Origin of the sequence: Rhizobium tibeticum, from assembly GCF_900110205.1 — a bacterium.
Taxonomy (GTDB): domain Bacteria; phylum Pseudomonadota; class Alphaproteobacteria; order Rhizobiales; family Rhizobiaceae; genus Rhizobium; species Rhizobium tibeticum.
In genome coordinates this window covers 22,443-49,405 of the sequence record NZ_FOCV01000018.1, presented here as the reverse complement: position 1 = coordinate 49,405, position 26,963 = coordinate 22,443, and the positions used below count along the sequence as shown (strand labels likewise).

At 59.9% G+C, this 26,963-nt stretch carries 21 protein-coding genes; 10 read left to right on the top strand and 11 right to left on the bottom strand.

Annotation, left to right across the window (positions count from 1 at the left end; genetic code table 11):
* Positions 1 to 101 precede the first annotated feature (101 nt).
* From BSG20_RS19700 to BSG20_RS19655, 10 genes are all read left to right on the top strand, one after another.
* Positions 102 to 1,055 carry a glutathione S-transferase family protein gene (locus BSG20_RS19700; protein WP_072370037.1) on the top strand — a complete coding sequence of 318 codons (954 nt, stop codon included), beginning with the start codon at positions 102 to 104 and terminating at the stop codon, positions 1,053 to 1,055.
* A 95-nt stretch (positions 1,056 to 1,150) separates the two neighbouring features.
* Positions 1,151 to 1,993, top strand: coding sequence for a fumarylacetoacetate hydrolase family protein (locus BSG20_RS19695; RefSeq protein WP_072370040.1), 843 nt, complete (start codon positions 1,151 to 1,153; stop codon positions 1,991 to 1,993).
* Between the two features lie 202 nt (positions 1,994 to 2,195).
* Positions 2,196 to 3,473: a polyhydroxyalkanoate depolymerase gene (locus tag BSG20_RS19690; RefSeq protein WP_072370043.1), complete on the top strand. Its 1,278-nt coding sequence runs from the start codon at positions 2,196 to 2,198 to the stop codon at positions 3,471 to 3,473.
* Positions 3,474 to 3,618: 145 nt separating this feature from the next.
* Positions 3,619 to 4,053 carry a DUF2852 domain-containing protein gene (locus BSG20_RS19685; RefSeq protein WP_007798075.1) on the top strand — a complete coding sequence of 145 codons (435 nt, stop codon included), beginning with the start codon at positions 3,619 to 3,621 and terminating at the stop codon, positions 4,051 to 4,053.
* Positions 4,054 to 4,146: 93 nt separating this feature from the next.
* Positions 4,147 to 4,908 (top strand): M48 family metallopeptidase, encoded by a 762-nt coding sequence (locus BSG20_RS19680; protein ID WP_072370046.1) that lies wholly within the window; start codon positions 4,147 to 4,149, stop codon positions 4,906 to 4,908.
* Between the two features lie 74 nt (positions 4,909 to 4,982).
* A complete protein-coding gene (locus BSG20_RS19675) occupies positions 4,983 to 5,651 on the top strand; it encodes a phosphoribosylanthranilate isomerase (protein WP_072370200.1) in 669 nt (222 codons plus the stop codon).
* Between the two features lie 2 nt (positions 5,652 to 5,653).
* Entirely contained in the window at positions 5,654 to 6,874 is a 1,221-nt protein-coding gene (gene trpB, locus BSG20_RS19670; RefSeq protein WP_072370049.1) for a tryptophan synthase subunit beta, read from the top strand.
* 3 nt (positions 6,875 to 6,877) lie between these two features.
* A complete protein-coding gene (gene trpA / locus BSG20_RS19665) occupies positions 6,878 to 7,717 on the top strand; it encodes a tryptophan synthase subunit alpha (RefSeq protein WP_024313191.1) in 840 nt (279 codons plus the stop codon).
* A gap of 39 nt (positions 7,718 to 7,756) precedes the next feature.
* Entirely contained in the window at positions 7,757 to 8,662 is a 906-nt protein-coding gene (gene accD / locus BSG20_RS19660; RefSeq protein WP_024313190.1) for an acetyl-CoA carboxylase, carboxyltransferase subunit beta, read from the top strand.
* A gap of 27 nt (positions 8,663 to 8,689) precedes the next feature.
* The gene (locus tag BSG20_RS19655; protein WP_072370052.1) at positions 8,690 to 10,042 is read left to right on the top strand and encodes a bifunctional folylpolyglutamate synthase/dihydrofolate synthase; all 1,353 of its coding nucleotides are present in this window, start codon (positions 8,690 to 8,692) and stop codon (positions 10,040 to 10,042) included.
* Between the two features lie 48 nt (positions 10,043 to 10,090).
* Here BSG20_RS19655 and trxA read toward each other — a convergent pair whose 3' ends face one another.
* The 11 genes from trxA to BSG20_RS19600 all read right to left on the bottom strand — a co-directional run bounded on the left by trxA (position 10,091) and on the right by BSG20_RS19600 (position 26,906).
* The gene (trxA, locus tag BSG20_RS19650; RefSeq protein ID WP_024313188.1) at positions 10,091 to 10,411 is read right to left on the bottom strand and encodes a thioredoxin; all 321 of its coding nucleotides are present in this window, start codon (positions 10,409 to 10,411) and stop codon (positions 10,091 to 10,093) included.
* 72 nt (positions 10,412 to 10,483) lie between these two features.
* Positions 10,484 to 14,035: a double-strand break repair helicase AddA gene (gene addA, locus BSG20_RS19645; RefSeq protein ID WP_072370055.1), complete on the bottom strand. Its 3,552-nt coding sequence runs from the start codon at positions 14,033 to 14,035 to the stop codon at positions 10,484 to 10,486.
* Positions 14,028 to 17,207: a double-strand break repair protein AddB gene (addB, locus tag BSG20_RS19640; RefSeq protein WP_072370058.1), complete on the bottom strand. Its 3,180-nt coding sequence runs from the start codon at positions 17,205 to 17,207 to the stop codon at positions 14,028 to 14,030. Before addB ends, addA begins: the two co-directional genes overlap by 8 nt.
* Positions 17,208 to 17,210: 3 nt before the next feature.
* Complete coding sequence (locus BSG20_RS19635) at positions 17,211 to 17,942, bottom strand: nucleotidyltransferase family protein (protein ID WP_072370061.1); 732 nt, start codon at positions 17,940 to 17,942, stop codon at positions 17,211 to 17,213.
* 13 nt (positions 17,943 to 17,955) lie between these two features.
* Positions 17,956 to 19,470 carry a tRNA (adenosine(37)-N6)-threonylcarbamoyltransferase complex ATPase subunit type 1 TsaE gene (tsaE, locus tag BSG20_RS19630; protein ID WP_072370063.1) on the bottom strand — a complete coding sequence of 505 codons (1,515 nt, stop codon included), beginning with the start codon at positions 19,468 to 19,470 and terminating at the stop codon, positions 17,956 to 17,958.
* Positions 19,470 to 22,049 carry a PAS domain-containing sensor histidine kinase gene (locus BSG20_RS19625; protein WP_072370066.1) on the bottom strand — a complete coding sequence of 860 codons (2,580 nt, stop codon included), beginning with the start codon at positions 22,047 to 22,049 and terminating at the stop codon, positions 19,470 to 19,472. Before BSG20_RS19625 ends, tsaE begins: the two co-directional genes overlap by 1 nt.
* Positions 22,050 to 22,252: 203 nt before the next feature.
* The gene (ahcY, locus tag BSG20_RS19620; protein ID WP_072370069.1) at positions 22,253 to 23,653 is read right to left on the bottom strand and encodes an adenosylhomocysteinase; all 1,401 of its coding nucleotides are present in this window, start codon (positions 23,651 to 23,653) and stop codon (positions 22,253 to 22,255) included.
* 167 nt (positions 23,654 to 23,820) lie between these two features.
* Positions 23,821 to 24,096 carry an HPr family phosphocarrier protein gene (locus tag BSG20_RS19615; RefSeq protein ID WP_007798031.1) on the bottom strand — a complete coding sequence of 92 codons (276 nt, stop codon included), beginning with the start codon at positions 24,094 to 24,096 and terminating at the stop codon, positions 23,821 to 23,823.
* A 16-nt stretch (positions 24,097 to 24,112) separates the two neighbouring features.
* Positions 24,113 to 24,514, bottom strand: a complete 402-nt coding sequence (locus BSG20_RS19610) for a PTS sugar transporter subunit IIA (RefSeq protein ID WP_072370072.1) — start codon at positions 24,512 to 24,514, stop codon at positions 24,113 to 24,115.
* 152 nt (positions 24,515 to 24,666) lie between these two features.
* A complete protein-coding gene (locus BSG20_RS19605) occupies positions 24,667 to 25,119 on the bottom strand; it encodes an HPr kinase/phosphorylase (RefSeq protein WP_072370074.1) in 453 nt (150 codons plus the stop codon).
* Entirely contained in the window at positions 25,116 to 26,906 is a 1,791-nt protein-coding gene (locus BSG20_RS19600) for a sensor histidine kinase (RefSeq protein ID WP_024313180.1), read from the bottom strand. Before BSG20_RS19600 ends, BSG20_RS19605 begins: the two co-directional genes overlap by 4 nt.
* Between the last annotated feature and the right edge of the window lie 57 nt (positions 26,907 to 26,963).

Below are 26,963 nucleotides of genomic sequence, written 5' to 3'. Positions count from 1 at the left end.
GCTTCGCCAGACGGTGTACACTCTGTTTCAACAATAGTGGCCTCCCACGCGCGCAAAGGCACGCTAGGTTGTGCCGATATCACAATCAGAGGAAAAGCGTCTTGCTCGTAAGCGGTAAGTGGACGGAAGATTGGCAGCCGGTACAGGGCGTGGACGAGAAGGGCGGCTTTGTCCGCCAGACGTCCAGCTTCCGCAATTGGGTAACCCCGGATGGCGCTGCAGGGCCGACGGGAGGGCGTGGGTTCAAGGCCGAGGTGGGACGCTATCATCTCTATGTGGCCTATATCTGCCCTTGGGCGTCGCGAACATTGATCGGCAGAAAGTTGAAGGGGCTCGAATCGGCCATCTCGGTTTCTGTCGTCGAGCCGGTGTTGACGAAACAGGGCTGGCGGTTCGGCGACTATCCGGGCGCTACGCAAGATCATATTCAGGGCGCAACCCATATGCACGAGATCTATACCAGCGTTGCGCCCGATTTTACCGGCCGCGCGACGGTGCCTGTGCTCTGGGACAAGCAGTTGCAGACGATCGTCAACAACGAGTCGGCTGACATCCTGCGGATGATGAACGAAGGTTTCGGCGATCTTGCTCGCAATCCGATCGACCTCTACCCCGCCGCTCGCCGCACTGAGATTGATGCCTTCAACGAGCGTATCTATCCGAGCCTCAACAATGGCGTCTATCGCGCAGGCTTTGCCACCACGCAGCTTGCCTATGAGGAAGCTTTCGCCGCCGTGTTCGAGTGCCTCGATTGGGTGGAGAAAGAGCTTGGCGAGCAGCCCTTGCTGTTCGCCGACCATCCGACCGAAGGCGACATTCGCCTATTTGTGACGCTGGTGCGCTTCGATACCGCTTATCACGGCCTATTCAAATGCAATCTGAGACGTCTTTCCGATTACGCCAATCTTCGCCAGTTTTGCCGACGGATGCTCGACTGGCCGGGTGTCGCCGAAACGGTCAATTTTGATCATATCAAGCGCGGCTATTACTCGATCGAACGCCTGAACCCGTCGAGGATCGTGCCCGCGGGGCCTAATCTGGCGGAAATTTTCTGAAGCAGCGTACCGCTTCGGCAAAAAGCCATAATGACACCGGTGAATATCTCGTTCATAGGTGATCAAAACGTCGATCTTGCTGAGGAGGAAATATTATGAAGCTTATGCGTGTTGGAGAGCTTGGTCACGAGAAGCCAGCCTTGCTCGATTCCGATGGCAAGATCCGCGATCTTTCGGCGCACGTCTCGGACATTGGCGGTGACGCGATTTCGCCCGAAGGCCTGTCGAAACTCAAGGCTCTCGATCCGAGGAGCCTGCCGGAAGTCGCGTCCGGCCGGATTGGCGCCTGCGTTGCAGGCACCGGAAAGTTCATCTGCATCGGCCTCAATTTCTCCGATCACGCTGCTGAAACCGGCGCGACCGTCCCGCCGGAGCCTGTCATTTTCATGAAGGCGACCTCCGCAATTGCTGGGCCGAACGACAATGTGCTGATCCCGCGCGGTTCCGAAAAGACGGATTGGGAAGTGGAACTCGGCGTCGTCATCGGCAAGACGGCGAAGTATGTCAGCGAAGCCGATGCGCTCGATTATGTTGCCGGCTATTGTGTTTCCCACGACGTCTCGGAGCGCGCCTTCCAGACCGAGCGCGCGGGCCAGTGGACAAAGGGCAAGTCTTGCGACACGTTCGGTCCGATTGGCCCCTGGCTGGTCACCAAGGACGAAATAGCCGACCCGCAAAACCTCGGCATGTGGTTGAAGGTGAACGGCGAAACCATGCAGAATGGCTCATCGAAGACGATGGTCTATGGCGTCGCCTTTATTGTGTCCTATCTCAGCCAGTTCATGTCGCTGCATCCGGGCGACGTGATTTCGACCGGTACACCCCCGGGGGTTGGAATGGGCATGAAGCCACCGCGTTTCCTCAAGGCTGGCGACCTGGTGGAGCTCGGTATCGAAGGTCTGGGGACGCAGAAGCAGACCTTCCTGGCGGATCGCTGACCCATTCTGCGATCTTTAAGCATTCGAGGGCACCATCATGCCGGGGGAAAAACCTCGGCATTTCTTTGTGCGGTGCGGATGGCAATGTTGCTGCGCAACAAAAACCTGTTAATCTGCGTTGAGGTGCCAGCACGTCGTTGGAAAGACTCCGATGCCTTTCAATCGGCGTCGTCTTCCAGATTAGAGAAAGGTGGCGCATCTCATGTTTTACCAGCTTTATGAATTGAACCATGCTGCATTGGCGCCTTATCGTGCTTTCGCCGATATCATGCGCATGGTCTATGCCAATCCGCTCAATCCGATTTCGCAGACGCCCTGGGGGCGCACGATGGCGGCAAGTCTCGAAATGTTCGAGCGCACGACCCGCCGTTACGGCAAGCCGTCGTTTGATCTGAACGACACGGTCGTCGGCGACCGAAAGGTGGCCGTGCGGGAAGAGATCGTATGGTCACGCGCCTTCTGCAATCTACTCCATTTCGCGCGCAACGTTCCAAGCGGCCATGCGACGGACCCGCGCATTCTCATCGTTGCGCCGATGTCCGGTCACTATGCGACGCTGCTGCGCGGTACGGTCGAAGCGCTGTTGCCTAGCGCCGACATCTACATCACGGACTGGATAGATGCGCGCATGGTGCCGATGACGGAAGGCACCTTCGATTTTGACGATTACGTCGACTATGTCATCGAGATGCTCCGCTTCCTCGGTCCGGATACACATGTGATTGCCGTCTGTCAGCCCTCCGTGCCGGTCCTGGCCGCCGCTGCCGTCATGGAGGCGGAAAACGACCCGTTCTCGCCCTCGTCGATGACGCTGATGGGTGGGCCGATCGACACGCGCATCAACCCGACAGCCGTAAACCAGCTCGCCAAGGAACGGTCGCTGGAGTGGTTTGCCGATAATGTGATCATGAATGTGCCGTGGCCGCAGCCGGGCTTCATGCGTCCGGTCTATCCCGGGTTCCTGCAGTTATCCGGCTTCATGTCGATGAACCTCGATCGGCACGTGATCGCCCACAAGGAATTCTTCATGCATCTGGTGAAGAACGACGGCGAGCCGGCCGAGAAACACCGCGACTTCTACGACGAATATCTCGCGGTCATGGATCTGACCGCCGAATTCTATTTGCAGACGGTCGATCAAGTCTTCATCAAGCACGCGCTGCCGAAGGGTGAGCTGCTCCACCGTGGTAAGCTTGTCGACCCCGCTGCGATCCGCAATGTGGCACTTCTCACTGTGGAAGGGGAGAACGACGATATCTCCGGCGTCGGCCAGACAAAGGCCGCCCAGACGATCTGCGTCAACATTCCCGAGACCATGCGCATGCATTACCTGCAGCCCGATGTCGGCCACTATGGCGTCTTCAACGGATCGCGCTTCCGTCGCGAAATCGCGCCGCGCATCGTCAACTTCGTGAGGGAACATGCGCGGACGGGAAAGCCTGTGGTAAAGAGGGTTATCAAGGGCGGAAAGTCCGGCTGATTTAGGCGCGTCTGAATTAGTGATTTCATTTCAAGGTGTTGTCCGATTTGGGCGCAGACTGCCTTGAAGCTGGCTGGGGTTGTAACCACATCGATTCCAGCGTTCGGCATCTCGCCGGGCGCGGAACATGCGAGGACACCGCACGATGAACCAGTCAGCATTGCTTCGGCCGGATTGGACTCCGGCTACCATTGCCCTGATGATCCTCGGCTTCGTGGTTTTCTGGCCTCTGGGTCTTGCCATGCTAGCCTACATCATCTTTGGGGAGCGTTTGCGCGGTTTCAAGCGTGACGCAAACAGCACCGCCGATGGATTCTTTGCCGGCTGCCGACGTTCGCATGGCCGTTATCGCCCTCATTTCTCGACAGGCAATGTCGCCTTCGACGATTGGCGGAAGGCCGAGCTCGACCGGCTGGAAGAAGAGCGTCGCAAGCTTGATGAAATGCGCGAGGAATTCGATTCCTACGTACGCGAACTGCGCCGCGCTAAGGATCAGGAAGAGTTCGACCGCTTCATGCGCGATCGCAAGAACGCCAAGCGCGACGACAACGGTCCGGTAGCAGAATACCAGACGCCGTGATCCCAGGACTGTTCAGCACTGAAACTTGAACCGGCATCCTCGATGCCGGCTTTTCTTTGCAAAGAATTCCGGCGAATCATATAGAAAATACCCATGTTCCCGCTCCTCGCAAATTCCCGCCGTAGCGCTCGAAAACCGGCTCCGCCCGAGACGCGAACGCTTGATGTGGCTGGGCGCCTGATGCCGCTTACGATTAAGCAGCACGAGCGAGCGACCCGCATCACCTTGCGGATAGAACCAGGCGGCCGGGGTCTGAAAATGACGATCCCGAGTGGGTTGGCGCAACGTGAAGTGAACGCCTTCCTTGACCGCCATCAGGGTTGGCTGCTCACCAAACTTGCCAAATTCTCGACCGACTGCGGCCTGCGGGACGGTGGCACCATACTATTTCGTGGCGCATCTCATCGCATTCACCACACCGGCAGCCTTCGCGGGCTGACGGAAGCGATCATTGTTGATGGCAAGCCGGTGTTGAAGGTCAGCGGCATGCCTGAGCATCTCGGGCGCCGGATTGCCACGTTCCTGAAGAAGGAAGCGCGGGCCGATCTCGAGAGGCTGGCAACACTGCATGCCCGCTCGATCAATGCACCGATCAGGTCGATCGCCATGAAGGATACCCGCAGTCGATGGGGTTCCTGCTCGTCTGAGGGAAACCTGAGCTTTTCCTGGCGCATCGTGATGGCGCCACCGTCCGTCGTCGACTATCTTGCGGCGCATGAAGTCGCGCATCTCAAGGAGATGAACCACGGACCGCGCTTCTGGGCGCTCTGCAACAAGCTCTGCCCTCACATGGAAGAGGCGAAGACCTGGTTGAAGCGCCACGGCAGCCAGCTGCACGCCATCGATTTCGAGTGATCGAAGCCTCTTATAATTCAGCCTTTGTCGCGATTTGGCTCGACTCCAAGCGCATTTCGTGTCACTTCGCTGCCATGAAACCGGATATCAAAATCTGCGGGCTGAAGACGGCTGAAACAATCGATCGCGCCCTGGCGCGGGGTGCCACGCATATCGGCTTCATCTTCTTTGAGAAGAGCCCTCGCTACGTCGAGCCCGACATTGCCGGCAAGCTTGCGGAGCCGGCCCGCGGCAAGGCAAAGATCGTTGCTGTCGTCGTCAACCCGACCAACGACGATCTCGATGAGATCGTGGCGCTGTTGAAGCCGGATATCTTGCAGTTGCATGGCGACGAAAGCCCGGAGCGCGTTTTGACCATAAAGGCAGTCTACGGGCTACCTGTCATGAAGGCGTTTTCTGTGCGGACGGCCGATGATCTGAAGCGAGTCGAGGCCTATATCGGCGTCGCCGATCGCTTCCTCTTCGATGCGAAGCCGCCGAAAGGATCGGATTTGCCCGGTGGCAACGGCGTTTCCTTCGATTGGAGCCTGCTCACTTGGCTTGACGACAATGTGGATTACATGCTTTCCGGTGGCTTGAACAAAGGTAACGTTGCCGAGGCGCTTGCCATTACGAAGGCGCCGGGGATCGACGCGTCATCCGGTGTCGAAAGCGCACCCGGCGTCAAGAACGTCGCAATGATCGATGAGTTTTTCGATGCGGTCGAGAGGGCCAATCAACCCGAAACGGCCTCAGGGAGTTGAGAGTGAACCAGACGCCAAAACCGAATTCCTTCCGCTCCGGCCCTGATGAAGACGGCCGTTTCGGTATCTACGGCGGCCGTTTCGTCGCCGAGACGCTGATGCCTTTGATCCTCGACCTGCAGGACGAGTGGAACAAGGCGAAGAACGATCCGGAATTTCAGGCTGAACTGAAGCATCTCGGCGCTCACTATATCGGCCGGCCGAGCCCGCTCTATTTCGCCGAGCGCCTGACGGCTGAACTCGGTGGCGCGAAGATCTACTTCAAGCGCGAGGAGCTGAACCACACCGGTTCGCACAAGATCAACAATTGCATCGGCCAGATTCTGCTTGCCAAGCGCATGGGCAAGACCCGGATCATCGCTGAAACCGGTGCCGGCCAGCATGGCGTTGCATCGGCGACGGTCGCTGCCCGCTTCGGTCTTCCCTGCGTCGTTTACATGGGCGCAACCGATGTCGAGCGCCAGGCGCCGAACGTGTTCCGCATGAAGCTGCTCGGTGCGGAAGTGAAGCCCGTGACTGCCGGCCACGGCACGCTCAAGGACGCCATGAACGAGGCGCTGCGCGACTGGGTCACGAACGTCGACGACACTTACTACTTGATCGGCACGGCCGCCGGCCCGCATCCCTACCCGGAAATGGTGCGCGACTTCCAGGCCGTCATCGGCACCGAAGCCCGTGAGCAAATCTTGGAAGCCGAAGGGCGCCTGCCGGATCTCATCATCGCTGCCGTCGGCGGCGGTTCAAACGCGATCGGCATTTTCCATCCGTTCCTCGATGACGCGGGCGTCAAGATCGTCGGTGTCGAAGCCGGCGGCAAGGGCCTCAATGGCGACGAGCACTGCGCCTCGATCACGGCAGGTTCGCCTGGTGTCCTGCATGGCAATCGCACCTACCTGCTGCAGGATGGCGACGGCCAGATCAAGGAGGGCCACTCGATTTCCGCGGGTCTCGACTATCCCGGCATCGGCCCCGAGCATTCCTACCTGAACGACATCGGCCGCGTCGAATACGTGCCGATCATGGACCATGAGGCACTCGAAGCCTTCCAGACGCTCACCCGCCTTGAAGGCATCATTCCGGCGCTGGAGCCGTCGCACGCTTTGGCCGAAGTCATCAAGCGGGCCCCGAAGATGGGCAAGGACGAGATCATCCTGATGAACCTCTCCGGCCGCGGCGACAAGGACATCTTCACTGTCGGCAAGATTCTGGGAATGGGTGAGTAAGTCATGACCGCACGTATGGATAAACGCTTCGCCGATCTGAAGGCGGAAGGCCGACCGGCACTCGTCACCTATTTCATGGGCGGCGATCCGGACTACGAAACCTCGCTCGGCATCATGAAGGCGCTGCCCGAGGCCGGCTCCGACGTTATCGAACTCGGCATGCCGTTCTCCGATCCGATGGCCGACGGTCCAGCGATCCAGATGGCAGGCCAGCGCGCTCTGAAGGGCGGCCAGACGCTGAAGAAGACGCTGCAGCTTGCCGCCGATTTCCGTAAGACCGACGACGCCACGCCGATCGTGATGATGGGGTACTACAACCCGATCTACATCTACGGCGTGGACAAGTTCCTGGACGACGCGCTGGCGGCCGGCATCGACGGGCTCATTGTCGTCGACCTCCCGCCGGAAATGGATGACGAACTTTGCATCCCAGCCCTCAAGAAGGGGATCAATTTCATTCGTCTAGCGACCCCGACGACCGACGAAAAGCGTCTGCCGACCGTTCTGCGGAACACCTCCGGCTTTGTCTATTACGTCTCGATGAATGGCATCACCGGCTCGGCCCTGCCCGACCCCTCTCTCGTGTCGGGTGCGGTCAAGCGCATCAAGGAGCACACCAAGCTGCCCGTCTGCGTCGGTTTCGGCGTCAAGACCGCCGACCACGCAAAGGTCATTGGCAGCTCTGCCGATGGTGTTGTTGTCGGTACTGCAATCGTCAATCAGGTGGCAACGAGCCTCACCAAGGACGGGAAGGCAACCGCCGATACCGTTCAGGCCGTCGCCACGCTCGTTCGTGGACTGTCAACGGGCACACGTTCGGCGCGCCTTGTTGCTGCCGAATAGTTTCCCCACATTGACAAGAGTCAATCAGGAGTTTTCGACTTGAACTGGATCACCAACTACGTCCGCCCCCGCATCAATTCCATGCTGGGCCGCCGCGAAGTGCCGGAGAACCTCTGGATCAAGTGCCCGGAAACGGGCGAGATGGTCTTCCATAAGGATCTGGAAGACAACAAGTGGGTCATCCCGGCCTCGGGCTATCACATGAAGATGCCCGCAAAGGCACGACTTGCCGATCTTTTCGATGACGGCGCTTATGAAGCGCTCGTACAGCCGAAGGTCGCGCAGGACCCGCTGAGGTTTCGCGATTCCAAGAAGTATACGGATCGCCTTCGCGACAGCCGCATCAAGACCGACCAGGAAGACACGATCGTGGCCGGTGTCGGCAAGGTTCGCGGTCTGAAGCTCGTCGCTGTCGTACATGAGTTCAACTTCATGGGCGGTTCGCTCGGCATTGCCGCCGGCGAGGCGATTGTCAAGGCATTCGAACGCGCCATCGCCGAGAAGTGCCCGCTGGTCATGTTCCCGGCTTCGGGTGGCGCTCGCATGCAGGAAGGCATCCTGTCGCTCATGCAGCTGCCGCGCACAACCGTTGCCGTCGACATGCTGAAGGAGGCGGGGCAGCCTTACATTGTTGTGCTGACCAACCCGACCACTGGCGGTGTCACGGCATCCTACGCGATGCTCGGCGACCTGCATCTGGCCGAGCCCGGCGCGGAAATCTGCTTTGCCGGCAAGCGCGTCATCGAGCAGACGATCCGCGAAAAGCTGCCGGAAGGCTTCCAGACGTCGGAATACCTGCTGGAGCACGGTATGGTCGATATGGTGGTCAAACGCCACGATATTCCGGATACGCTGGCACGTGTCCTGAAAATCCTGACGAAGAAGCCTGCGGCGTACCTCTCCAAGGAAAACAGCGGGACGCTTGCGATAGCCGCTAGCGCCTGACAGAAACCGTCACAGGCGGGTTGAGCGATGATACCCAGGGGCCAAGCCGCAGTGAGTGAAGCAGCGCAGGAAATCGACAAGCTCATGGGATTGCATCCCAAGGGCTTCGATCTGTCCCTGGATCGCATCACCCGGCTCCTTTCCATCCTCGGCGATCCGCACAAGAAGCTGCCGCCCGTCATTCATGTGGCGGGCACAAACGGCAAGGGCTCTGTGACGGCTTTTTGCCGGGCCTTGCTGGAGGCTGGCGGTTACAGCGCTCATGTCCATACCTCTCCGCATCTCGTAAATTGGCATGAACGCTATCGAATCGGCGTCAAGGGCGGCCGTGGGCAGCTGGTGGATGATGCCGTTTTCGCCGAGGCGGTGCGTCGCGTGGCGGCCGCCAATGACGGGCAGAAGATCACTGTTTTCGAGATCCTGACGGCTGTCACCTTCATTCTGTTTTCCGAGCATCCCGCCGATGCCGCTATCATCGAGGTTGGTCTCGGCGGACGTTTCGATGCGACGAACGTCATTTCCGATCCTGCCGTCTCGGTCATCATGCCGATCTCTTTGGATCACCAGCCCTATCTCGGGGATCGGGTCGAACTGATCGCGGCCGAAAAGGCCGGCATCATGAAGCGCGGGCACCCCGTTGTCATCGGCAAGCAGGAATATGATGCTGCGCTCGACGTTCTGATGTCGACCGCTGAACGGCTGAACTGCCCGACGGCGATCTTCGGTCAGGATTATATGGCGCACGAGGAGTATGGGCGCCTCGTCTATCAAGACGAGTTCGGTCTCGCCGACCTGCCGTTACCGAGGCTTCCGGGCCGCCACCAGTATGCCAATGCCGCCGCGGCGATCCGTGCCGTCAAGGCTGCGGGCTTCACGGTGACCGATACGATGATGGAAAAGGCGCTACTGTCAGTCGAGTGGCCGGGCCGCCTTCAGCGTCTGAACGACGGGCATCTCATGGCCAATGCTCCGGCCAAGGCGGAAATCTGGGTCGATGGCGGCCATAACCCCGGTGCCGGCGAAGTCATCGCCGAAGCCATGGCGAATCTCGAAGAAAAGCAACCGCGGCCGCTTTTCCTGATTATAGGCATGATCAACACCAAGGATCCGGTTGGCTACTTCAAGGCTTTCAAGGGATTGGCAGAGAAGGTCTATTGCGTACCGATTCGCGGCAGCGACGCGATGATCGACCCGGTGATCCTGGCAAACGCTGCATATGATGCAGGCCTTGTCGCAGAACCGATGTCGACTGTCAGCGAAGCGTTGGAGGCAATCAAGGAGGGTGCTTTTGAACAGGCCCATCCGCCGCGCATCCTGGTAGCTGGCTCTCTCTATCTCGTCGGCGATGTGCTTGCCGACAATGGTACGCCCCCGAAATGAAAAAAGCCCGGTCAATGCCGGGCTTCTTCGTATCTGCTTATGGGTAAATTAAGCGGCGCTTGAGATCCAGCTCGAAAGAGCGGTCTTCGGGGCAGCGCCAACCTTGATGTCAGCAACTTCGCCGGCCTTAAATATGGCAAGTGTCGGAATGGAACGGACGCCAAACTGAGCGGCAAGTTCCGGGTTCTCATCGATGTTGAGCTTGGCGACTTTCACCTTACCCTGAAACTCGACGGCGAGTTCTTCGAGGCTGGGGGCGATCATCTTGCACGGGCCGCACCATTCAGCCCAGAAATCGACGACGACGGGTTCTGCGGATTCCAGAACCTCCGACTGGAAGTTGTTGATATCGACTTTTACGGTAGCCATAGGCTGCTCCTTTACGGATTCCTGTTGAAACACATGTGAGCGTGCGGTGCGGGAATTTCAATGCCCGGTATTTCACTTTGTCTCGAGTTGCGCAAGCGCCGACGCCAATGCGTCCGGCGTCAGCGTGTGAACGAATCCGTTTTCCGTGTAGACGAGGACGCAATCGACACGCTTGCCGGGGTAGAGCGGCGTCAGGATTTCACGATAGATGGCTAGCTGCGCCTTGTGGGCAAAAGGGATCATCTCTGCCGTCTGCGGCGGGACACGATTGGTCTTATAGTCGAGTACGACAACGCGATCGTCGAAGACCGCCATTCTATCGACGCGGCCCGAAACGGCGTGGTCGACTCCGCCGATCGTCAGCGTGCCCATGACGGAGACTTCCGCCTGGGCATGGGTTGAGAACACGGATACAAGGCTCGGGTCTCGCAGTAGTCTCAGTACCGAATCGATGAGTTGCTGCCGCTCCGCTTCCGGCCAGAACGACGCGGCACGCTTGGCGTAGCGCACGGCCGCATCCGCCTGTTCGCCGCGCGCAACATCCGGCAGCGTCTGTAGCATGCGGTGGAGAAGCCGACCCTTTTGCAGCGAGCGATCCGCCTTGTCCCTTTCGGCGAAAAGCGGAGAGGCGACAAGCAGGTCATCTGCGCCGTCATCAACGATCGTTCCGACACCGGATGGGCTAAGCGGCCGAGGTAGCTGCTTGCGCGGCGGCAGCGGCCTGCCGAGGCTGGGTGGGATGGACTCTTGCCTGGAAGTCTGTTCCGTGCGTCCAAGACGCTCAAAACTGCGCTCGATCCGTGGAACCCGCCATTTGATACCAGTCCAGGTACCGTCCGGCCCGGAAAATGTCGCAGCCGACACATGCGGATGGCTGTCCGTCATCGCAGCGGAAATCATCGCATGCCAGGTGTCGGTGTCCGGTCGGATGCCTGTGTAGCCGCAAACGGTTAGCCGGTCGGCGGCCCGGGTCATCCCGACATAGAGTAACCGCCGATACTCCTGTTCCGCCAGCAACTGGATACGCGTCGCATCGGCCTGGGTGAGGGAGTTGCTGAGATCGCCGAGCGGAACCCATGCGGGCATGTTTGGTTCGCCGGGCTCCTGCTCAAGCAGCCGAAGCTTCGGCATATGCGAATGCGTGAAGGCCTTGGACCCGCCGTCGACCAGGAACACGATCGGCGCCTCCAGACCCTTTGACGCGTGGACGGTCATGATCCGGACTTCGTTGCGTCCCTTGTCCTGCTCGCGTTTTACCTCCGGTGCTTCGATTTCGAGCGTCGAAATGAACGACTGCAGTCCAGGCAGGCCCGAGCTTTCATGGTCGAGCGCGAAAGTCAGGAATTCGTCGAGGATATCGCTGACCTCGGTTCCGAGCCGGCCTAGGAACTGTCGTCGGCCGCCATGGCACCCCAGAACGCGGGCATAGAAGTCGTGAACCGACAGCGTCTTGGATTCGTCCAGGAAGAGCTTGAGGCGTGAGACGGCCGTCTCGAAGCGCACATTGCCGTCGGCGGCGAACTTCTGCAGGTGAGCCCAGGCACTCTCGCCTTCCGTACGAAGGGCGGCAACTGCGAACACGTCGTCTTCACCCAGATCGAGTAGCGGGCTCTTCATGAGCGCAGCCAAGGAGAGGTCGTCCTCGGGCAATAGCAGAAAGCGGCCGAGCGCCACCAGGTCCTGCACTGCGATGTGGCTCGTCAGGCGCAGGCGGTCGGCGCCGGCAACCGCAATGTCGCCGCGTCGCTTCAGGGCGCGCGTCAGAGCGTTAACGAAGGCATCGCGCTTGCGCACAAGCACGAGGATATCGCCGGCTTCGATCAGGCGCTCCTTACCCGTCTCCACGATCGTTTCCTTGCCGACCAGGTCGCCGATCGTGTGGGCAATGCGACGCGCGAGAATGGACGCGGGCGCACTCTCCGGCGTGGCGTCAAAAGGTGCGGTCCAGTCTTCTTCCTTTATTATTGCCTCAGGCGCCACCATCTCCCAGAGATCAACGGCTCCGGGATGCCCAATGCGATTGGAACGGTGAACCACCGGCTCGCCTGTCGCGCTCAGTCCCCGGGCATTCTCGGAGGGCGTGAAGATATGGTCGACGGCGGCTAGGACATCCGAGGTCGATCGGAACGAGAGTGGTAAGCGTACCGTCGAGAAGGCAAGCCCGCCCTGGGCGACGCGCCGACGCGTCCGCTGGCTTTCTTCCGAAAAGCGTTCGGGACGGGCGCCCTGGAACGAATAGATGGATTGCTTTTCGTCACCAACGGCAAAAAGGGTCCGCACCGCATTGCGGGCGCTTTCGCCCGAAAAGAAATCCCCAGCCAGCGACTGAATGACACTCCACTGGATCGGGCTCGTATCCTGCGCCTCGTCGACGAGAATATGGTCGATGCCCTGATCGAGCTTGTAGTGGATCCACGCGCCAACGTCGCTCTTGTTCAAGAGTTCGGCAGTTCGCGTTATCAGATCATCGAAGTCGAGTTGGCTGCGTTGCTTCTTGAGGTCGTCGTAGTCCTTGTTGAGGCGGTCGGCGAGCATCAGTGCGGCGCGGGTGGCCTCGTACATGCGCGCCGTCTTCAGCCGATCTCGGCATAACACAACATGCGCTCGTGCTGTCGCTACTGCGTCTGGGAGTTCGGGTGTTTCGCTGAGCATCGCCTTCACAAAGAACTGTGAGTCGGCCTTTGGATCCCCCTTTACAGTAAGGAAGATCTTCTCCAGCAGCGACGCACGGCGCGCATGATCGCGTTCGCGTGCAGCCGACCGTAAGCCGGCTGCAATATCATGTGCCTTGGCGCCACCCTTCTGGTCAGCGACGTCTAAATATTGGTCGAGTGCACTGCCACGCAGACCAGGAAGCGGCCAGTACTCCGCGGTGATTCCAATTGTGGTGTCATTGGCGGAGAGGCGAAGTTTTTTCCGCAACACGGCATCGAGGCCACCCTTGCGTTCCGAATCTTGCGTAAAGGCTCGAATTGCATTGCGATTGGCGATGATCTCTTCCAAAAGATTTTCCAGACCCGCCTCATCGCCAAGATTGAGTACGTAGCCAAAAGCCTCTGCGAGCGTCGGATCATCCTCTGGCGTCGTCGCCGTGAGGAGGGACTGCCGTGCATCCGCCAGAAGCGTCGCGGCGGCGCGATCGTCGAGCACGGAGAAATGCCCCGCGACGTTCGCTTCCAGCGGAAACTGGTGCAGGAGCGCTTCGCAGAAGGCGTGGATCGTCTGGATCTTCAGGCCACCCGGCGTCTCGAGTGCCTTCGCAAAGAGTCGTCTTGCTTTCGCGAGTTTTGACGCATCCGGCGCCCTGCCTTCGATTCGCGCGATGCGCTCTTCCAATTCCGCGTTGGGCAGGACGGCCCACTCGGCCAGCCGCTCGAACACGCGGTTCGACATCTCCGAGGCTGCCGCTTTCGTATAAGTCAGGCAGAGGATTGCTGACGGGCGTGCCCCGGCCAGCAGCAGCCGAATGACGCGCTGCGTCAGGACGTGCGTCTTTCCGGAGCCGGCGTTGGCCGAAACCCAGGCCGAGCGTTGCGGATCGGATGCGATCGATTGCTGTATGGTCGTCCAACTCGTCCAGGCGAGGGGATCGTCGCCCTCGGGCAGTGTTGCTTCGTCATTCATCGCCGGTTGCCTCATCGCTCTCTGCGGCAGACCATTCGGAAACGCGCGCCAGATGATCGTAGTCGCCGCCGAAGTCAAACTGCTGTGCCGGCACAAGCCGCGAGGTGAAGCCCTTCTCGCCCGATTGCAGAAGAGAGACAAACTTTACCAGTTGATCGATCGAGTCCGCGGCCAGCTCCATGGCTGACTTCGCCTTGTCGTTTCTGGTCGATGTCTCGTTGTTGACGGTGTCGACCTTGAAGCGATCTCCCGGCCGCAGACGCACATAGAGGAGATCCTGTGGGACGAGACTGCCCGCCTCCTGGAAAGCCCCCGCGTGGAGCGCGGCCGCCTCCAGTGCCAGTTGAGGATCGAGGAGGGTGCGCGCCTGAGCCGGAGAAGGATTGTGTCCGGTCTTGTAGTCGATGATGTCGGCAATACCCGTTCCCGTGATGTCGATCCGGTCGGCAACACCGCTCAGCCGGACATTGATGGTCTCTAGCTCGACACCGCCCCGCACCTCTGTCAGCGTTCTTCGAATGCCCGGCTGTCGTTGCGCCTCCCACTCCAGAAACGAACGGGCAACCTCCCGAAAGCGCGGACGCCAGACGGCATCGACGTGCGCGGGAAGTTGCTCCATATTGAAGAGCTCGGTCACAATGACCTCCATCGCCGTTTCCGCCGCCTGTGTTCCGGCAATATGGCCTTCACGCACGAAGCGGTCGATGATCTTGTGATAGAGCGTTCCCCGCTCTGCGGCGCCGGGGTCTCGGTTGAAGGGAGCCACCGGATCGAGGCGGAGAACGCGCCGCGCATAGATCGCATAAGGGTCGCGACGGAGACGTCCAACCTCGCTGAACGAGTACGACTTCGGCTGCATTTCCAGCGGCGGCGTTGGACTTGGACGCTGCGCAGGCGCCTGGCGGTCACCTTGGTCGATCAGGTTTGCCCAATGCACAAAGTTGTCGCCGCGGCCCTTGAGTTCGGCCTCGAACTCCTTCCCGCCGAATGCGAGCAGCCGCTGCAGCCAGCGTGATGCAACGGTCGGTGTCGAACCTTGCCGGAGTGCCCGCGAATAGATGAGGTGACGCGTGCCGTTGGCCATTTCGAAATCGTGAGCCAGCTGGCCGATTCGCCGCTCCGGTGGCTCCAGTCCAATCTCCGTCTTCATTGTGCGAGAAACGAAAGGGTTGTTGGATGTTTGCCCCGGCCATGATCCTTCGTTCAGTCCTCCCAAGATGAGAGTGTCGACGCTCTGGAGGCGCGCTTCCAACGTGCCGAAGATGAACAGTCTTGGATGGCTCAGCGCCCGTGGTTTTGCCGCCTGGCCGGCCAACAGCGCTGCGATGATATCGATCCATTGTGGACCGTCGGCGTCGATCTGTCCTTCGGTTTCGATGACTTCGCCGAGCATTGACGCCAGCGTGTCGCCTGCCTCCCCCGACCAGAGCCCGGCAAGGTCGCCACGCTCGTCGCCTGCCACTGCCTCCAGTGCGTGCCCGGTGCGCCTGGCCCAGTCGGAAAGTGCAAAGCTGGTCGTCAGTCCGTTTCGAACAAGCGCGGATGCAAGCGGTTCAGTGGCTCCGGCAACGCGGCGGGCAAGATCCCGCGCGCGATCGACCGCATCGGCGGGGAGCGCCTTGCGCCATTGCGGCGCGTGACGATCCAGGGCCTGCTCCGACAATTGTTGTTCAAGGAGCGGTTCTAGCGCGGCGATGTCGACGTCGGCGACGCCACCCCGCAGCGCCAGCAGCTCGAGTGCCGCGACTGCCGCGACAAGCACGCTGCGCTCCAGGCCGAAGCGCGCCAGGGGATGCTTGAGCAAGCCGACGATCGCGACGGGATCACCCGGGCGAAGCGTTGCTTCGAGCAGCAGTTGCAGCAATGTTCCCTGTGGCGTCGCGGAAAGCGGCGTGCCTGCGGAGTCATCAGCAACGATGCCGAAACGCGATAATTCCGTGGTCACGCGGCGCGCTAGATTTCGATCAGGCGTTATCAGCGCCGCCCGGCTCTCACCGTCCTTGCCGGGCCGCTCAAGAGCCAAGCGCAGTGCGATTGCGATGGCTGTGGCTTCCTCTCGCTCATTGGCCGCCTCGATCAGCGACACATCTGCGAATGCCGATGAAATGGCCACATCGGATAGCCTTGCCTTCCACGCGCCCCAATCGCTGGTGGCTTCGGCTGGCGACTGCGCATGCGACAGGATTTGGCTACGCTGCTGCAACTCCTCGGACGGCTCTGCAAGCGGCACCACGTCCTTGCGGGTGAGGTTCAGGCGCCTCAGCAGCTGAGCGATGCCGTATTGCGAGTGGCTGCGGCTAGCCGGATCTGCAGGCTGATCTTTCCGATCGTCCGGCGCTACCATTCGCCAATGCTCATCCGGCATGGCGAGGTCGAGGCCCGGCAGAATGATGACGCCTTCCCGAAGGTTGGCTACTGCCGCGATCAGGTCGGCTGTCGCCGGCACCGAACCCGTCGATCCTGCAATGATGATGGGTCCCACCGGCGGGACTGTCGCAAGACGATTTGCTTCGGCACGAAGGATGGCGTTGCGGTGCCTTGCTGGCGACGATTTGCCAAGCTCGTTCAGTCGCTCAGGCCAGAAGGCGCTGGCGATCTGCAGGAATTCGGCAGTCAGCTGCCACCAGAGTGCATAGTCTTTCGCGTTCAGGCGGGACAGTTCGCTCCAGTCTCGATCCTCAGTCTCGATGGCGTCGATCAATTCCGCGAGGTTGCGGGCAAGCCAAATGGCGTCGGCGGGGCTTGCGGGTGCGACGAGCGGTGAATCGGCGTGGATGCTGCGCACGATCTCCGGCAGCCTGTTTCGCCAGGCAAGGATAAGGCGCGCGAGTTCCAACAGGCGGGCGGTGTTTGATAGCGGCTGCGCAAGATCCAATGTCGCTGGCAGGGCTTCGTCGAAATACCCGCTGTCGTCGTCGGTTTCACCAAGCGGGCGGATGACCGGCAAGATTGCCGATCGCCCACCAAGAAGGTCGACGAATTCGGAGCGGAGCACGCGTGCGGCACGCCTTGTCGGCAGATAGATCGTGACTTTTGAAAGCGATAGGGGATCGCCGGGGTCATACCGGAAATGCGGTGTCAGCCTGCCGGCACAGAGGCTTTCGGCAAGGGTCTTCAGGAAGGGAAGCCCTGCGGGGATGGTCAAAACCCTCGGCCAGTGCTGCTCGGCCATCCGTCATGCAAACGTCCGGTAGCGCCGGATCGTTTCCTCAGCTTCACCGATAGCCTCGGGCGTGCCGATTGTAAGCCAGTGTCCTTCGAGCACCGTGCCGTACAGCCGCCCGCGGGCGATTGCCTTGTCGAAATAGAGATTGAGGTTGAACGGATCGGCCGGAGCGTCATCCAGGAACGACGTGTCCATGGCAATGGCGCCGGCGTAGACGACGGGGCTCGGCCCGGAATCGGCAAAGCGCGTCAACCTGAAATCCTTTGCCATATTGAAATCGTTCTTGCCGTTGTGCCCGGTGGTATCTTCCAATTTCACACAGAGCATGGCCATATCCATGCTTTCCGGTTGGAAGAATGCGGCTAAGCGCGTCAGGTTGGTCGGAACACCTGGACGTTCTCCGATCCAGAAAAGGTCGGCATTCGTGACAAAAACCTTGCCGGGAGCAAGAAGCTTCAGGCCCTTTGCAAGGCCACCGCCGTTGTTCATTAGCTTTTCGCGTTCGTCGGAGATAATGATCTCGAGGTCTTTGTATGAAGCCAGATGGGCGAGCATCTGGTCGGCGTGGTGATGAACATTCACCACCACCCTTTCCACACCGGCTTCTACAAGTGAATCCAGCGCGTAATCGATCATCGCCTTGCCGCCGATCGTCACGAGCGGTTTCGGGATGGTGTCGGTGATCGGCCGCATGCGGGTTCCAAGACCCGCAGCGAGTATCATGGCTTGCTTGATGCTCATCTGATCCGAAAAATTATGATTCGCTTGTCACTATTCCAGCCCTTACGCACCAGTCGCGCAAGGGGGCAAGCGTTTCGTGTTGCAGCGCCACTGAAAGATAGGACAGCGTGCGGGGCATATGCTTGATGTAGCCGGGCTTTCCGTCTCGTTGCATCAGGCGAACCCAGAGGCCGGAAAGCTTGCAATTGCGCTGTGCCGACATGATCGCCCAACTCTTCAGGAAGCGCGCCTCATCGAAGCCGCGTTCCGCTCTGCGCAGCGACAGATAGTCGTCCATCAATTGCTGAAATAGTTCGGGGGCGATTGTGACGCGCGCATCCTGTACGATCGAAGCCAGGTCATAGGCCGTAGGACCGATCATTGCATCCTGGAAATCGATCAATCCGACGCGCGCGATACCGGTCTCGCTTTGGCGCCAGATGATGTTCGGCGAGTGGAAATCGCGAAGGAGAAGGTTCTTCTCGGAGGTCTCCAATTCGTCGATCAGGCCGTCCCAAATGGCGAGGTATTCGTTGCGCTCGGCATCGCTGGCAGCGACGCCCCCACGCTTCCAGGGCAGATGCCAGTCTAGAACGAGGCGCACTTCCATCTTCATCGCCGTCCGGTCGAAATCGGGGATGTGATGGACATGGCTATCCGTGACGCGGATGTCCTGCGGGATCGCGTGCTTGTGGAGATGCGCCAAGCAAGCGACGCTCGCCCGGTAACGCTCGGCGATGGCCTGACCTTGCGCGTCCAGAACGCCGTCGGTGCCAAGGTCCTCCAGAAGCACAATGCCTCGGTCGTAGTCGACCTGGTAGACCTCAGGGGCAGCAAAGCCCTCCTGTCGGAGTACATTCGCAATGGCGACGAAGGGATAGGCATTCTCCGCGATATGCGCGACCTTCGGATATGGCTTGCCGTCCAGGACCGGTGGCCCTTCCGGCAGCGGCGGCCAATCCATCAGGATCCGTCGTTTCTCGTCATCAGCATAGACGGCCTCGTAGGCTCGAAGAGATGCATCTCCTGTCAGGAAACGACGTTTCGCCCGGGGATACCCTGCATCGGCAAGAAAAGCCCGAATGGCAAGGACGCGGCGAATTCGGGCCGCCTGCTTTTCCGGCGCCGCAATGGTCACCCGCCGACCCGCGCCCTCCTGCTCCAGCCTGAGGGCAATCCGGTCTGCCGGCAGTTCGTCACGCGCCACCTCGGGCCATTCCACGAGGCAGATGCCGTCCTCGAGCGCTTCGTCGAAGCCGAGTTCGGTCAGTTCGGCCGGATCGCCGAGACGGTAAAGGTCAAAATGCGCGACCGGTATGCGAAGGTCATAGGCTTGCACCAGCGTGAAGGTGGGACTTGGCACCTCGAGCTCGTTGTCATCTGCCATCGCGCGCAGGAATGCGCGGGCAAGTGACGATTTCCCGGCACCGAGGTCACCCGACAGGGCAAGGCAGTCGCCTCGCTTCAGCGCCAGCGCCAGATCTTCACCAAAGCGGATTGTTTCGGCCTCGTCCTTCAGGAAGAGAGAAATGCCAGGAGTGCCCGTCATCATTCGGCTGCGACGGACGTCGGGAGATCGACCGAAGGAATCCGGCAGGTCACGATCGTGCCCTTGCCTGGCTGACTGTCAATGGTGACCGTCCCGTGGTGAAGACTGACGAAGCTGTCGACGATCGAGAGCCCGAGTCCGGCGCCGCCCCGCTTCCCACTCTTTGCGCCGGTGGCGAATCGGTCGAATACGTTGGCGATCATGTCCTGCGAAATGCCCGGGCCGCGATCGCTGACGGAGAAGACGAAATCCGTCGCTTCGCGCCGGCATTCGAGCAAGACCGACGAGCCTTCCGGTGAAAAGTTGGCTGCGTTGGAAAGCAACTTCACCAGTATCTGTTTCAGTCTTTGCGGGTCTGCAACAATCGAGCCCAGATGCGCCGGCGCGGTAATCTCCAGCGTCACACCGCTTTCCTGTAGCCTGTCTGCAATCTGCATCGATACGTCGTCGAGCAAGTCGCCAAGATCGATCGGCGAGTAATTGAGCCGCATGATGCCGGCGTCGACCGTGGCAAGATCGAGGATATCGTTGACCAGCGTCAGCAGTACCGAAGACGAGGTCGAGATGTGATCGATGTATTCCGCCTGCCGGTCGTTCAGCGGACCTAGTCCCGGCGTGCGCAGCAGATCGGTAAAGCCGATGATGTTGGTCAGCGGCGAGCGCAGCTCATATGAAACGTGCTGGACGAAGTCGTTCTTGAGCTCGTCGGCCTTGCGCAGCGCTTCGTTCTTTTCCGTCAAGGCGCGCTCAGCACGGACGCTATCCGTCATGTTGACGAAGGTCAGCATCGTCTGTGCATTCGGCAACGGAATGACGGCATAGTCGAGCACGAGACCTGAGAACAGCTCGAGCGTTCCCTGGCTGGAACGTCGCTCGTCGTCGAAGCTGGTGATCAACTCGGCGAAGGTCTTCCATCCGTCCGGACGGTCATAGGACTGAGAGCATGCCTCGCCAAGGGCGCGGATGTGCGTGCTGGGCTTCGCCTCGGCCTCAGTGATTCCCCAGAGTGCGCGAAATGCAGGATTCGAGAGGCGAATACGCCCGTCGGGGCCAAAGACGGCAACACCCTCCGAGAGATGGTCAATCGTCTCGCCCTGAACCTTGAGAAGCGTGTTGTAGCGTGTCTCAAGGTCGACCTGCTCGGTCAGGTTCTCGAACACCCACGTGGCGCCGCCTTGCGGATGCGCTGTTGCGAAGACCCGCAGCGTCTGGCCGTTTGGCAAATGCCAGAGGTCCGACTGGGTATCGAGCGCCCGATAGACCGAAAGTGCGGTTTCCTTCCAGGATTTCCAGTTCAGCTGATCGGGCAGCTTCTTGGCAGCGCGCAGGCGCTCCAGCAGTTCAGCATTGTCGGGCCGGCTTTCGAGAAAAGCGATATCGAGTTCCCAGAGTGAAACGAAGGCCTGATTGTAGAACTGCAGGCGCCGGTCGCCATCGAAGATCGCGACCGGGGTCGCGAGATGATCGAGTGTCTCGGCGTGGCTCTTCAGCGTCCGCTCGAGCTCTGCGCGAACAGCTTCGATGCCTGAAACATCGACGGCTATGCCGGCGGAGCCGCCCGGGACTTTCACATCGACAACGTCAAAGAAGGTGCGGTTGCCGCGCACTACGGTCGAAATCTTGTCGTGGAAAGGCGACTCGTTGGTAGCCGTGGCGCGGATGCGTTCGCGGGCAACTGTCGTCAGGAATTCCCGCCCCTCGTCGATGGCTTGCTCCGGCGTGGCGGCCTCGACAGCTTCGCCGTAGGCGTGGTTGGCCCAGGTCAGCCGACCTTCGGTATCACGCTGCCAGGCAGGGAGATCGATTGCATCGAGCATGCTCTGAAACGCCGAGATCGAGGACAACAGTCTGTCCCGCTCGATCTTAAGCTCGGCAAGCTCGGCTCGAAGATTGTTCAACGCCACAAAGCGGACGAATGCGCGGCCGCCGGAAACCCGGCCCTGCGCTTCAAGGATTTCCTCGCGGTGGGTTTCAACGACCATGTCGAAGCTATGGGCCGACCCGCGCAGGCGGTCGATTGCACGCTCAAGTTCGGATGCAGAGCGCGGCTTCAGCCAAAGCCCGAAGGCAAGGAACTCGTTATCCTGCGGCGCTCCGGTTTCCGCCGGCAGCTGACCGATCAGCTCAGGGCGCTCATTTCCATCCCAGATGACGATCCGGCGATTCTTGTCCGCAATCAGCGCCTGATATTGCGAAATGCGCTGTTGCGCGTCGGAGAGAGCCGAGCGGATCTCGCGGCTTTCGCTTTCAAGATTGCCGCGCTGGCGCACGACCCAAAGGGTCGAAAGTAACGCCGCCGAGATCACACCGATAACAACGGAGAGGCCGACAACCTGCGATGACGTGAAAAGGTGCGCTGACGCGATAGCCTCGGCTTCGACCCGAGCGAACACCGGAGGCGCAATCGATGCCATTGCGGTGCCGGCGGCAAAGACCCGCGCCACGCGAGCGACTATGCCCGGCTTCTCGGCGGTGGCCTTTGAGCCAACGGGTTTCCGTTCACCTGAATAGAGCGGGCAGGAGTCAGCATGAGTGCCGCCCTCCGCCTGTTCGCCCAGGCTGTGCATCATTTCCGACATGCGCGGTATGTCTCCGTCCTTTAATGTGCCGCATCACGACAAGACATCCCATTTTCGAAGCAAACGGACACGTCCGTGGCCACGAATCGAGTGTTAAAACAATACTTCGGAAGGGAATCGGCGGGAAGGTGTGTGTCAAAAAATAAGGGCGCCGCATTTGTCAATGTGGCGCCCTCTAGATGTTGTGGATACTGATCTAGCGATTAATATCTGTAGTGGTCAGCCTTGAACGGACCTTGCGGTGTGACGCCGATATAGGCCGCCTGTTCTTCAGAAAGCTGCGTCAGCTTCACGCCGAGCTTGTCGAGATGCAGGCGCGCAACCTTCTCGTCGAGGTGCTTCGGCAGGATGTAGACCTGGTTCTGGTACTGGCCGGGCTTGGTGAAAAGCTCGATCTGCGCCAGTGTCTGGTTGGTGAACGAAGCCGACATGACAAACGACGGATGGCCCGTAGCATTGCCAAGGTTGAGCAGACGACCTTCGGAGAGAAGGATGATGCGGTTGCCCTTCGGGAATTCGATCAGGTCGACCTGCGGCTTGATGTTGGTCCACTTCAGGTTACGCAGCGCCGCAACTTCGATTTCGTTGTCGAAATGGCCAATGTTACCGACGATCGCCATGTCCTTCATCTGACGCATGTGGTCGATGCGGATGACGTCCTTGTTGCCGGTCGTGGTGATGAAGATGTCTGCGGAAGACACGACGTCTTCGAGCGTGACGACTTCAAAACCGTCCATGGCAGCCTGAAGTGCGCAGATCGGGTCGACTTCCGTCACCTTAACGCGGGCGCCAGCACCCTGAAGCGAAGCGGCCGAGCCCTTGCCAACGTCACCGTATCCGCAGACGACGGCGACCTTGCCGGCCATCATTACGTCCGTGCCACGGCGGATGCCGTCGACCAGAGATTCCTTGCAGCCGTACTTGTTGTCGAACTTCGACTTGGTGACGGAATCGTTGACGTTGATCGCCGGGAAGGGCAGGAGACCTTTCTGGCTGAGCTGGTAGAGGCGGTTGACGCCTGTCGTGGTTTCTTCGGTCACGCCCTTGATGGCGTCGCGCTGCTTTGTGAACCAGCCCGGCGATGCGGCCAGACGCTTCTTGATCTGTGCGAAGAGGATTTCTTCCTCTTCAGAATGCGGGTTTGACAGCACGTTCTCGCCGGCTTCAGCGCGCGCACCCAGCAGGATGTACATCGTGGCGTCGCCGCCATCATCGAGGATCATGTTGGAAAGGCCGCCGTCAGCCCACTGGAAGATCTTGTCGGTGTAAACCCAGTAATCTTCCAACGACTCGCCCTTGATGGCGAAAACCGGAACGCCGGCGGCAGCGATTGCGGCTGCGGCATGATCCTGCGTCGAGAAGATGTTGCACGACGCCCAGCGGACTTCGGCGCCGAGCGCGACCAGTGTTTCGATGAGAACGGCCGTCTGGATCGTCATGTGCAGCGAACCGGTGATGCGCGCGCCCTTGAGTGGCTTTGCTTCGCCGAATTCGGCGCGGCAGGACATCAGGCCCGGCATCTCGGTTTCTGCGATCGTGATTTCCTTGCGGCCGAAATCCGCGAGGCCGATGTCGGCGACGACATAGTCTTTTTCAGTGATCATTGGGTTCTCCAGGCTGAAAAGCGGCTCAAAATTCGAAGGCGCAAGTGCATGCGCCAGATAGCGTCCACGCGGCATGCGCGGCTATAATGGCCGTTTAGCAGGCTTCTATGACGAAGGCAATAATGATATAAAGAAGTCTTTATATGTTTATATGAGCCGCAAGAGGCTCACATTTCTTCGCCGAACCGGTTCTGGATTAGCTCGTCGAGCGCGTCGAGCGCCTGTGCTGCCTGATTGCCGCTGGCGGAAACAAGGACGCTTGAACCGGGACTCGCCGCCAGCATCATCAAGCCCATGATCGAAGTCCCGCCGACCGTCATCCCGTCTTTCGAAACAGTAATCGCTGCATCAAAATTCTCGACCAATTGAACGAATTTAGCCGAAGCGCGCGCGTGCAGTCCGCGCTTATTGATGATCAGAATTTCTCGGGAGAGTGCCGTCATGGGCGCGATGTGCTCACTATTTGCCACTGAGGACGCGGCTCGCGACGTTGATGTATTTCCGTCCGGCTTCGGAGGCTTCGATGAGAGCTTTTTCCATGTTGTTCTCACCGCGTACGCCGGCAAGCTTGATCAGCATCGGCAGATTCATGCCCGCGATGACCTCCGTGTGGCCACTGCTCATGACGGATATTGCCAGGTTGGAGGGGGTGCCGCCGAACATGTCGGTCAGGATGACGACTCCATGGCCGTCGTCGGCGCGGGACACTGCTTCCAGAATATCTTGTCGTCTCTGATCCATGTCGTCTTCGGGACCGATACAGACCGTTTCGATGAATTTCTGAGGACCGACGACGTGTTCGACCGCATGACGAAACTCTTCAGCCAGCTTGCCATGAGTGACAAGCACAAGTCCGATCATGATATTACTGCTCCTAGTGGCGTATGCAAACGGGGGGCCAATATCGCAATGCAGCAATCACGTCCACCGTGGGGGCACATCTTGGCGATGAAAAGCCGAAGTGCAAGACAAAAATACGACTTTTAGGGCGGGATTTGCCGATTTCGCAGGCATTACTGTCCGATATCGGGCGCTTTTGCCATCAACACCGCCAGCGGCAACGGCGTGTTTGCCAGCAACCGAATGACCGGCAGATCCATACCGTTGGCAATCGTCATTCGCTCACCCTCAGGTGGCAGCCGCTTCTCTCCGGACACGCTTCCCGGAAGGACAGCATAGTGCATCGCCGCCCTTGCGATGTATGGCACTTTGACGATGCCGGTGCCGCGCAATTCGATCAAACCGGCAATCGAGGCAGGGCAGGTGGCAATCACGGCTCCATCCTGTTTGGAGATCAGCACTTGATCGTCGGCAACCAGTATCGCCGACATGCCGATGTGCTGTGCTTGGGCGATGCAGGCAAAGGCGAGCATCGACTTTCCCCATCCCGAAGGCCCCATGAAAAGAAGACCGGTGCTGCCGACGACGATAGCGGTTGCGTGGATGTTCGAAGGCGTGTCCGTCATGCGGTGGTATTGGCGGGAAGGGCGAGGATGAAGCGCGCTCCGAGTAGCCTTTCGCTCTCCGGATCGATGATATTCTCCGCACGCAGCGAACCGCCATGCGCCTCGGCGATCTGGCGGCTGATCGACAGACCGAGGCCCGAATTCTGGCCGAAGCCCTCTGATTCCGGTCTGTCGGTATAGAAGCGCTCAAAGATACGATCGATATTTTCGGCCTGGATGCCCGGCCCGTTGTCCTCGACGTAAACGATGCAGCGGGAGCGCGTTCTAACCAGGCGCACGGTGATCCTGCCGTCGTGCTCCGGTACGAAGGAGCGCGCATTCTCTATCAGATTCGTAACGATCTGGCCGATGCGCAGGTCGTGGCCGTTCACCACGAAGCGCGTCTTGACGCCCGGCTTGCGCTCGATGGCGAACTCAATCTGCACTTCTTTCTTGCGACTGCGGATTTGCCGAGACACGTCGATGAGGTCGCGAAGCAGGATTTCCAGATCGACCGAACCTGCATCGACCCGCGCCAACTCGGCATCGAGACGGGAGGCGTCGGAAATATCGCTGATCAGGCGGTCGAGGCGGCGAACGTCATGTTGGATGACATCAAGCAGCCGCTTCTTGGAATCGTCCGTTTTGGCGAGTGGCAGTGTCTCGACGGCGCTGCGCAGCGATGTCAGCGGGTTCTTCAGTTCGTGGCTGACGTCGGCCGCAAAGCTTTCGATCGCATCGATGCGGTCGTAGAGAGCCGTCGTCATCTCGCGCAGCGCAATGGAAAGGTTGCCGATCTCGTCCTGACGTGCGGAAAAGTCCGGAATTTCCTCGCGTTCCTTTGCGCCGCGGCGAACACGGATGGCGGCGGCGGATAGACGCCGCAGTGGGTTGGCGATTGTCGAAGAGAGAACAAGAGACAGCAGAACGTTGACAAGCGTCGCCACGCCGAACACGCGCATGATGCCGAGGCGCTCGGCGTGGACGATATTATCGATATCGCCCGCTTGCGTGGACAACAGCAGCACACCGAGAACAGCGCGGAAGCGCTGGATCGGAACGGCGACCGAAACGATCAGCTCGCCCTTCTCGGTGGTGCGAACCACGGCGCCGCGCACGCCGGTCAGCGCGTTCATCACCTCGGGATAGATGGAGCCATCACCGCCCGGCGCTTCCTTGTACAGCGGCAGGTTTCCAGGCTGCAGAACCTTGTTGAAGATCGTCGTGAACCACTGGCTCCAGGTCTGCTCCTCGTCATCGACCGGCGGTAGATCAAAACGCAGGACCTGGCCGCGCGAATAGAGGTGGCGAGAGTCGAGTAGCAGGTTGGCATCGGCATCGAAAATGCGCGCACGCGTTCTCGTCGGTGAAATCAAGCGGCGCAAGACCGGCGCGACCTTTTCCGGGTCGATCGGGAACTCGAGGTCCTCGTCGTTCGGCACCGGGGTAATGCTCTGGCCAGCCTGCAGTTCGAGCAGCTTTTCCGGGTCGATCGTGATCGAGTTCGTGTCGACCGACGCGGAAGCCGAGACGGCGCCCGCGATGATTTCCCCCTGCGTCAGAAGGCTTTCGACGCGGGCGTCGATCAGCCCTTCGCGAAACTGATTGAGGTAGAGAATGCCGCCGACGAGAACGACAAGCGCCGCGAGATTGAAAAAGAGGATGCGGCGTGTCAGGCTCGAAAAGACGGCATTGCCGAAGATGCGGCGGATGATCGTGAAGGGATGCGACCAGCGTCGTCCCCTGACGCGGCGACTGCTTACGCCTTCCGCCTCATCCAGATCCCTTTCCTGCACCAACTGTGCCAACGACAGGCCCTTTCGGAGAGCGGACCGCTTTTGCGATCACCAGCTCTCGACAATTCT

Excerpts from the sequence above, each read along its gene's own strand:
- BSG20_RS19695 (WP_072370040.1), top strand. The coding sequence starts at position 1,151 with ATGAAGCTTATGCGTGTTGGAGAGCTTGGTCACGAGAAGCCAGCCTTG.
- BSG20_RS19690 (WP_072370043.1), top strand. The coding sequence starts at position 2,196 with ATGTTTTACCAGCTTTATGAATTGAACCATGCTGCATTGGCGCCTTAT.
- BSG20_RS19685 (WP_007798075.1), top strand. The coding sequence starts at position 3,619 with ATGAACCAGTCAGCATTGCTTCGGCCGGATTGGACTCCGGCTACCATT.
- BSG20_RS19680 (WP_072370046.1), top strand. The coding sequence starts at position 4,147 with ATGTTCCCGCTCCTCGCAAATTCCCGCCGTAGCGCTCGAAAACCGGCT.
- BSG20_RS19675 (WP_072370200.1), top strand. The coding sequence starts at position 4,983 with ATGAAACCGGATATCAAAATCTGCGGGCTGAAGACGGCTGAAACAATC.
- trpA (WP_024313191.1), top strand. The coding sequence starts at position 6,878 with ATGACCGCACGTATGGATAAACGCTTCGCCGATCTGAAGGCGGAAGGC.
- BSG20_RS19655 (WP_072370052.1), top strand. The coding sequence starts at position 8,690 with ATGATACCCAGGGGCCAAGCCGCAGTGAGTGAAGCAGCGCAGGAAATC.
- trxA (WP_024313188.1), bottom strand. The coding sequence starts at position 10,411 with ATGGCTACCGTAAAAGTCGATATCAACAACTTCCAGTCGGAGGTTCTG.
- addA (WP_072370055.1), bottom strand. The coding sequence starts at position 14,035 with ATGAATGACGAAGCAACACTGCCCGAGGGCGACGATCCCCTCGCCTGG.
- addB (WP_072370058.1), bottom strand. The coding sequence starts at position 17,207 with ATGGCCGAGCAGCACTGGCCGAGGGTTTTGACCATCCCCGCAGGGCTT.
- BSG20_RS19635 (WP_072370061.1), bottom strand. The coding sequence starts at position 17,942 with ATGAGCATCAAGCAAGCCATGATACTCGCTGCGGGTCTTGGAACCCGC.
- tsaE (WP_072370063.1), bottom strand. The coding sequence starts at position 19,470 with ATGACGGGCACTCCTGGCATTTCTCTCTTCCTGAAGGACGAGGCCGAA.
- BSG20_RS19625 (WP_072370066.1), bottom strand. The coding sequence starts at position 22,049 with ATGTCGGAAATGATGCACAGCCTGGGCGAACAGGCGGAGGGCGGCACT.
- ahcY (WP_072370069.1), bottom strand. The coding sequence starts at position 23,653 with ATGATCACTGAAAAAGACTATGTCGTCGCCGACATCGGCCTCGCGGAT.
- BSG20_RS19615 (WP_007798031.1), bottom strand. The coding sequence starts at position 24,096 with ATGACGGCACTCTCCCGAGAAATTCTGATCATCAATAAGCGCGGACTG.
- BSG20_RS19610 (WP_072370072.1), bottom strand. The coding sequence starts at position 24,514 with ATGATCGGACTTGTGCTTGTCACTCATGGCAAGCTGGCTGAAGAGTTT.
- BSG20_RS19605 (WP_072370074.1), bottom strand. The coding sequence starts at position 25,119 with ATGACGGACACGCCTTCGAACATCCACGCAACCGCTATCGTCGTCGGC.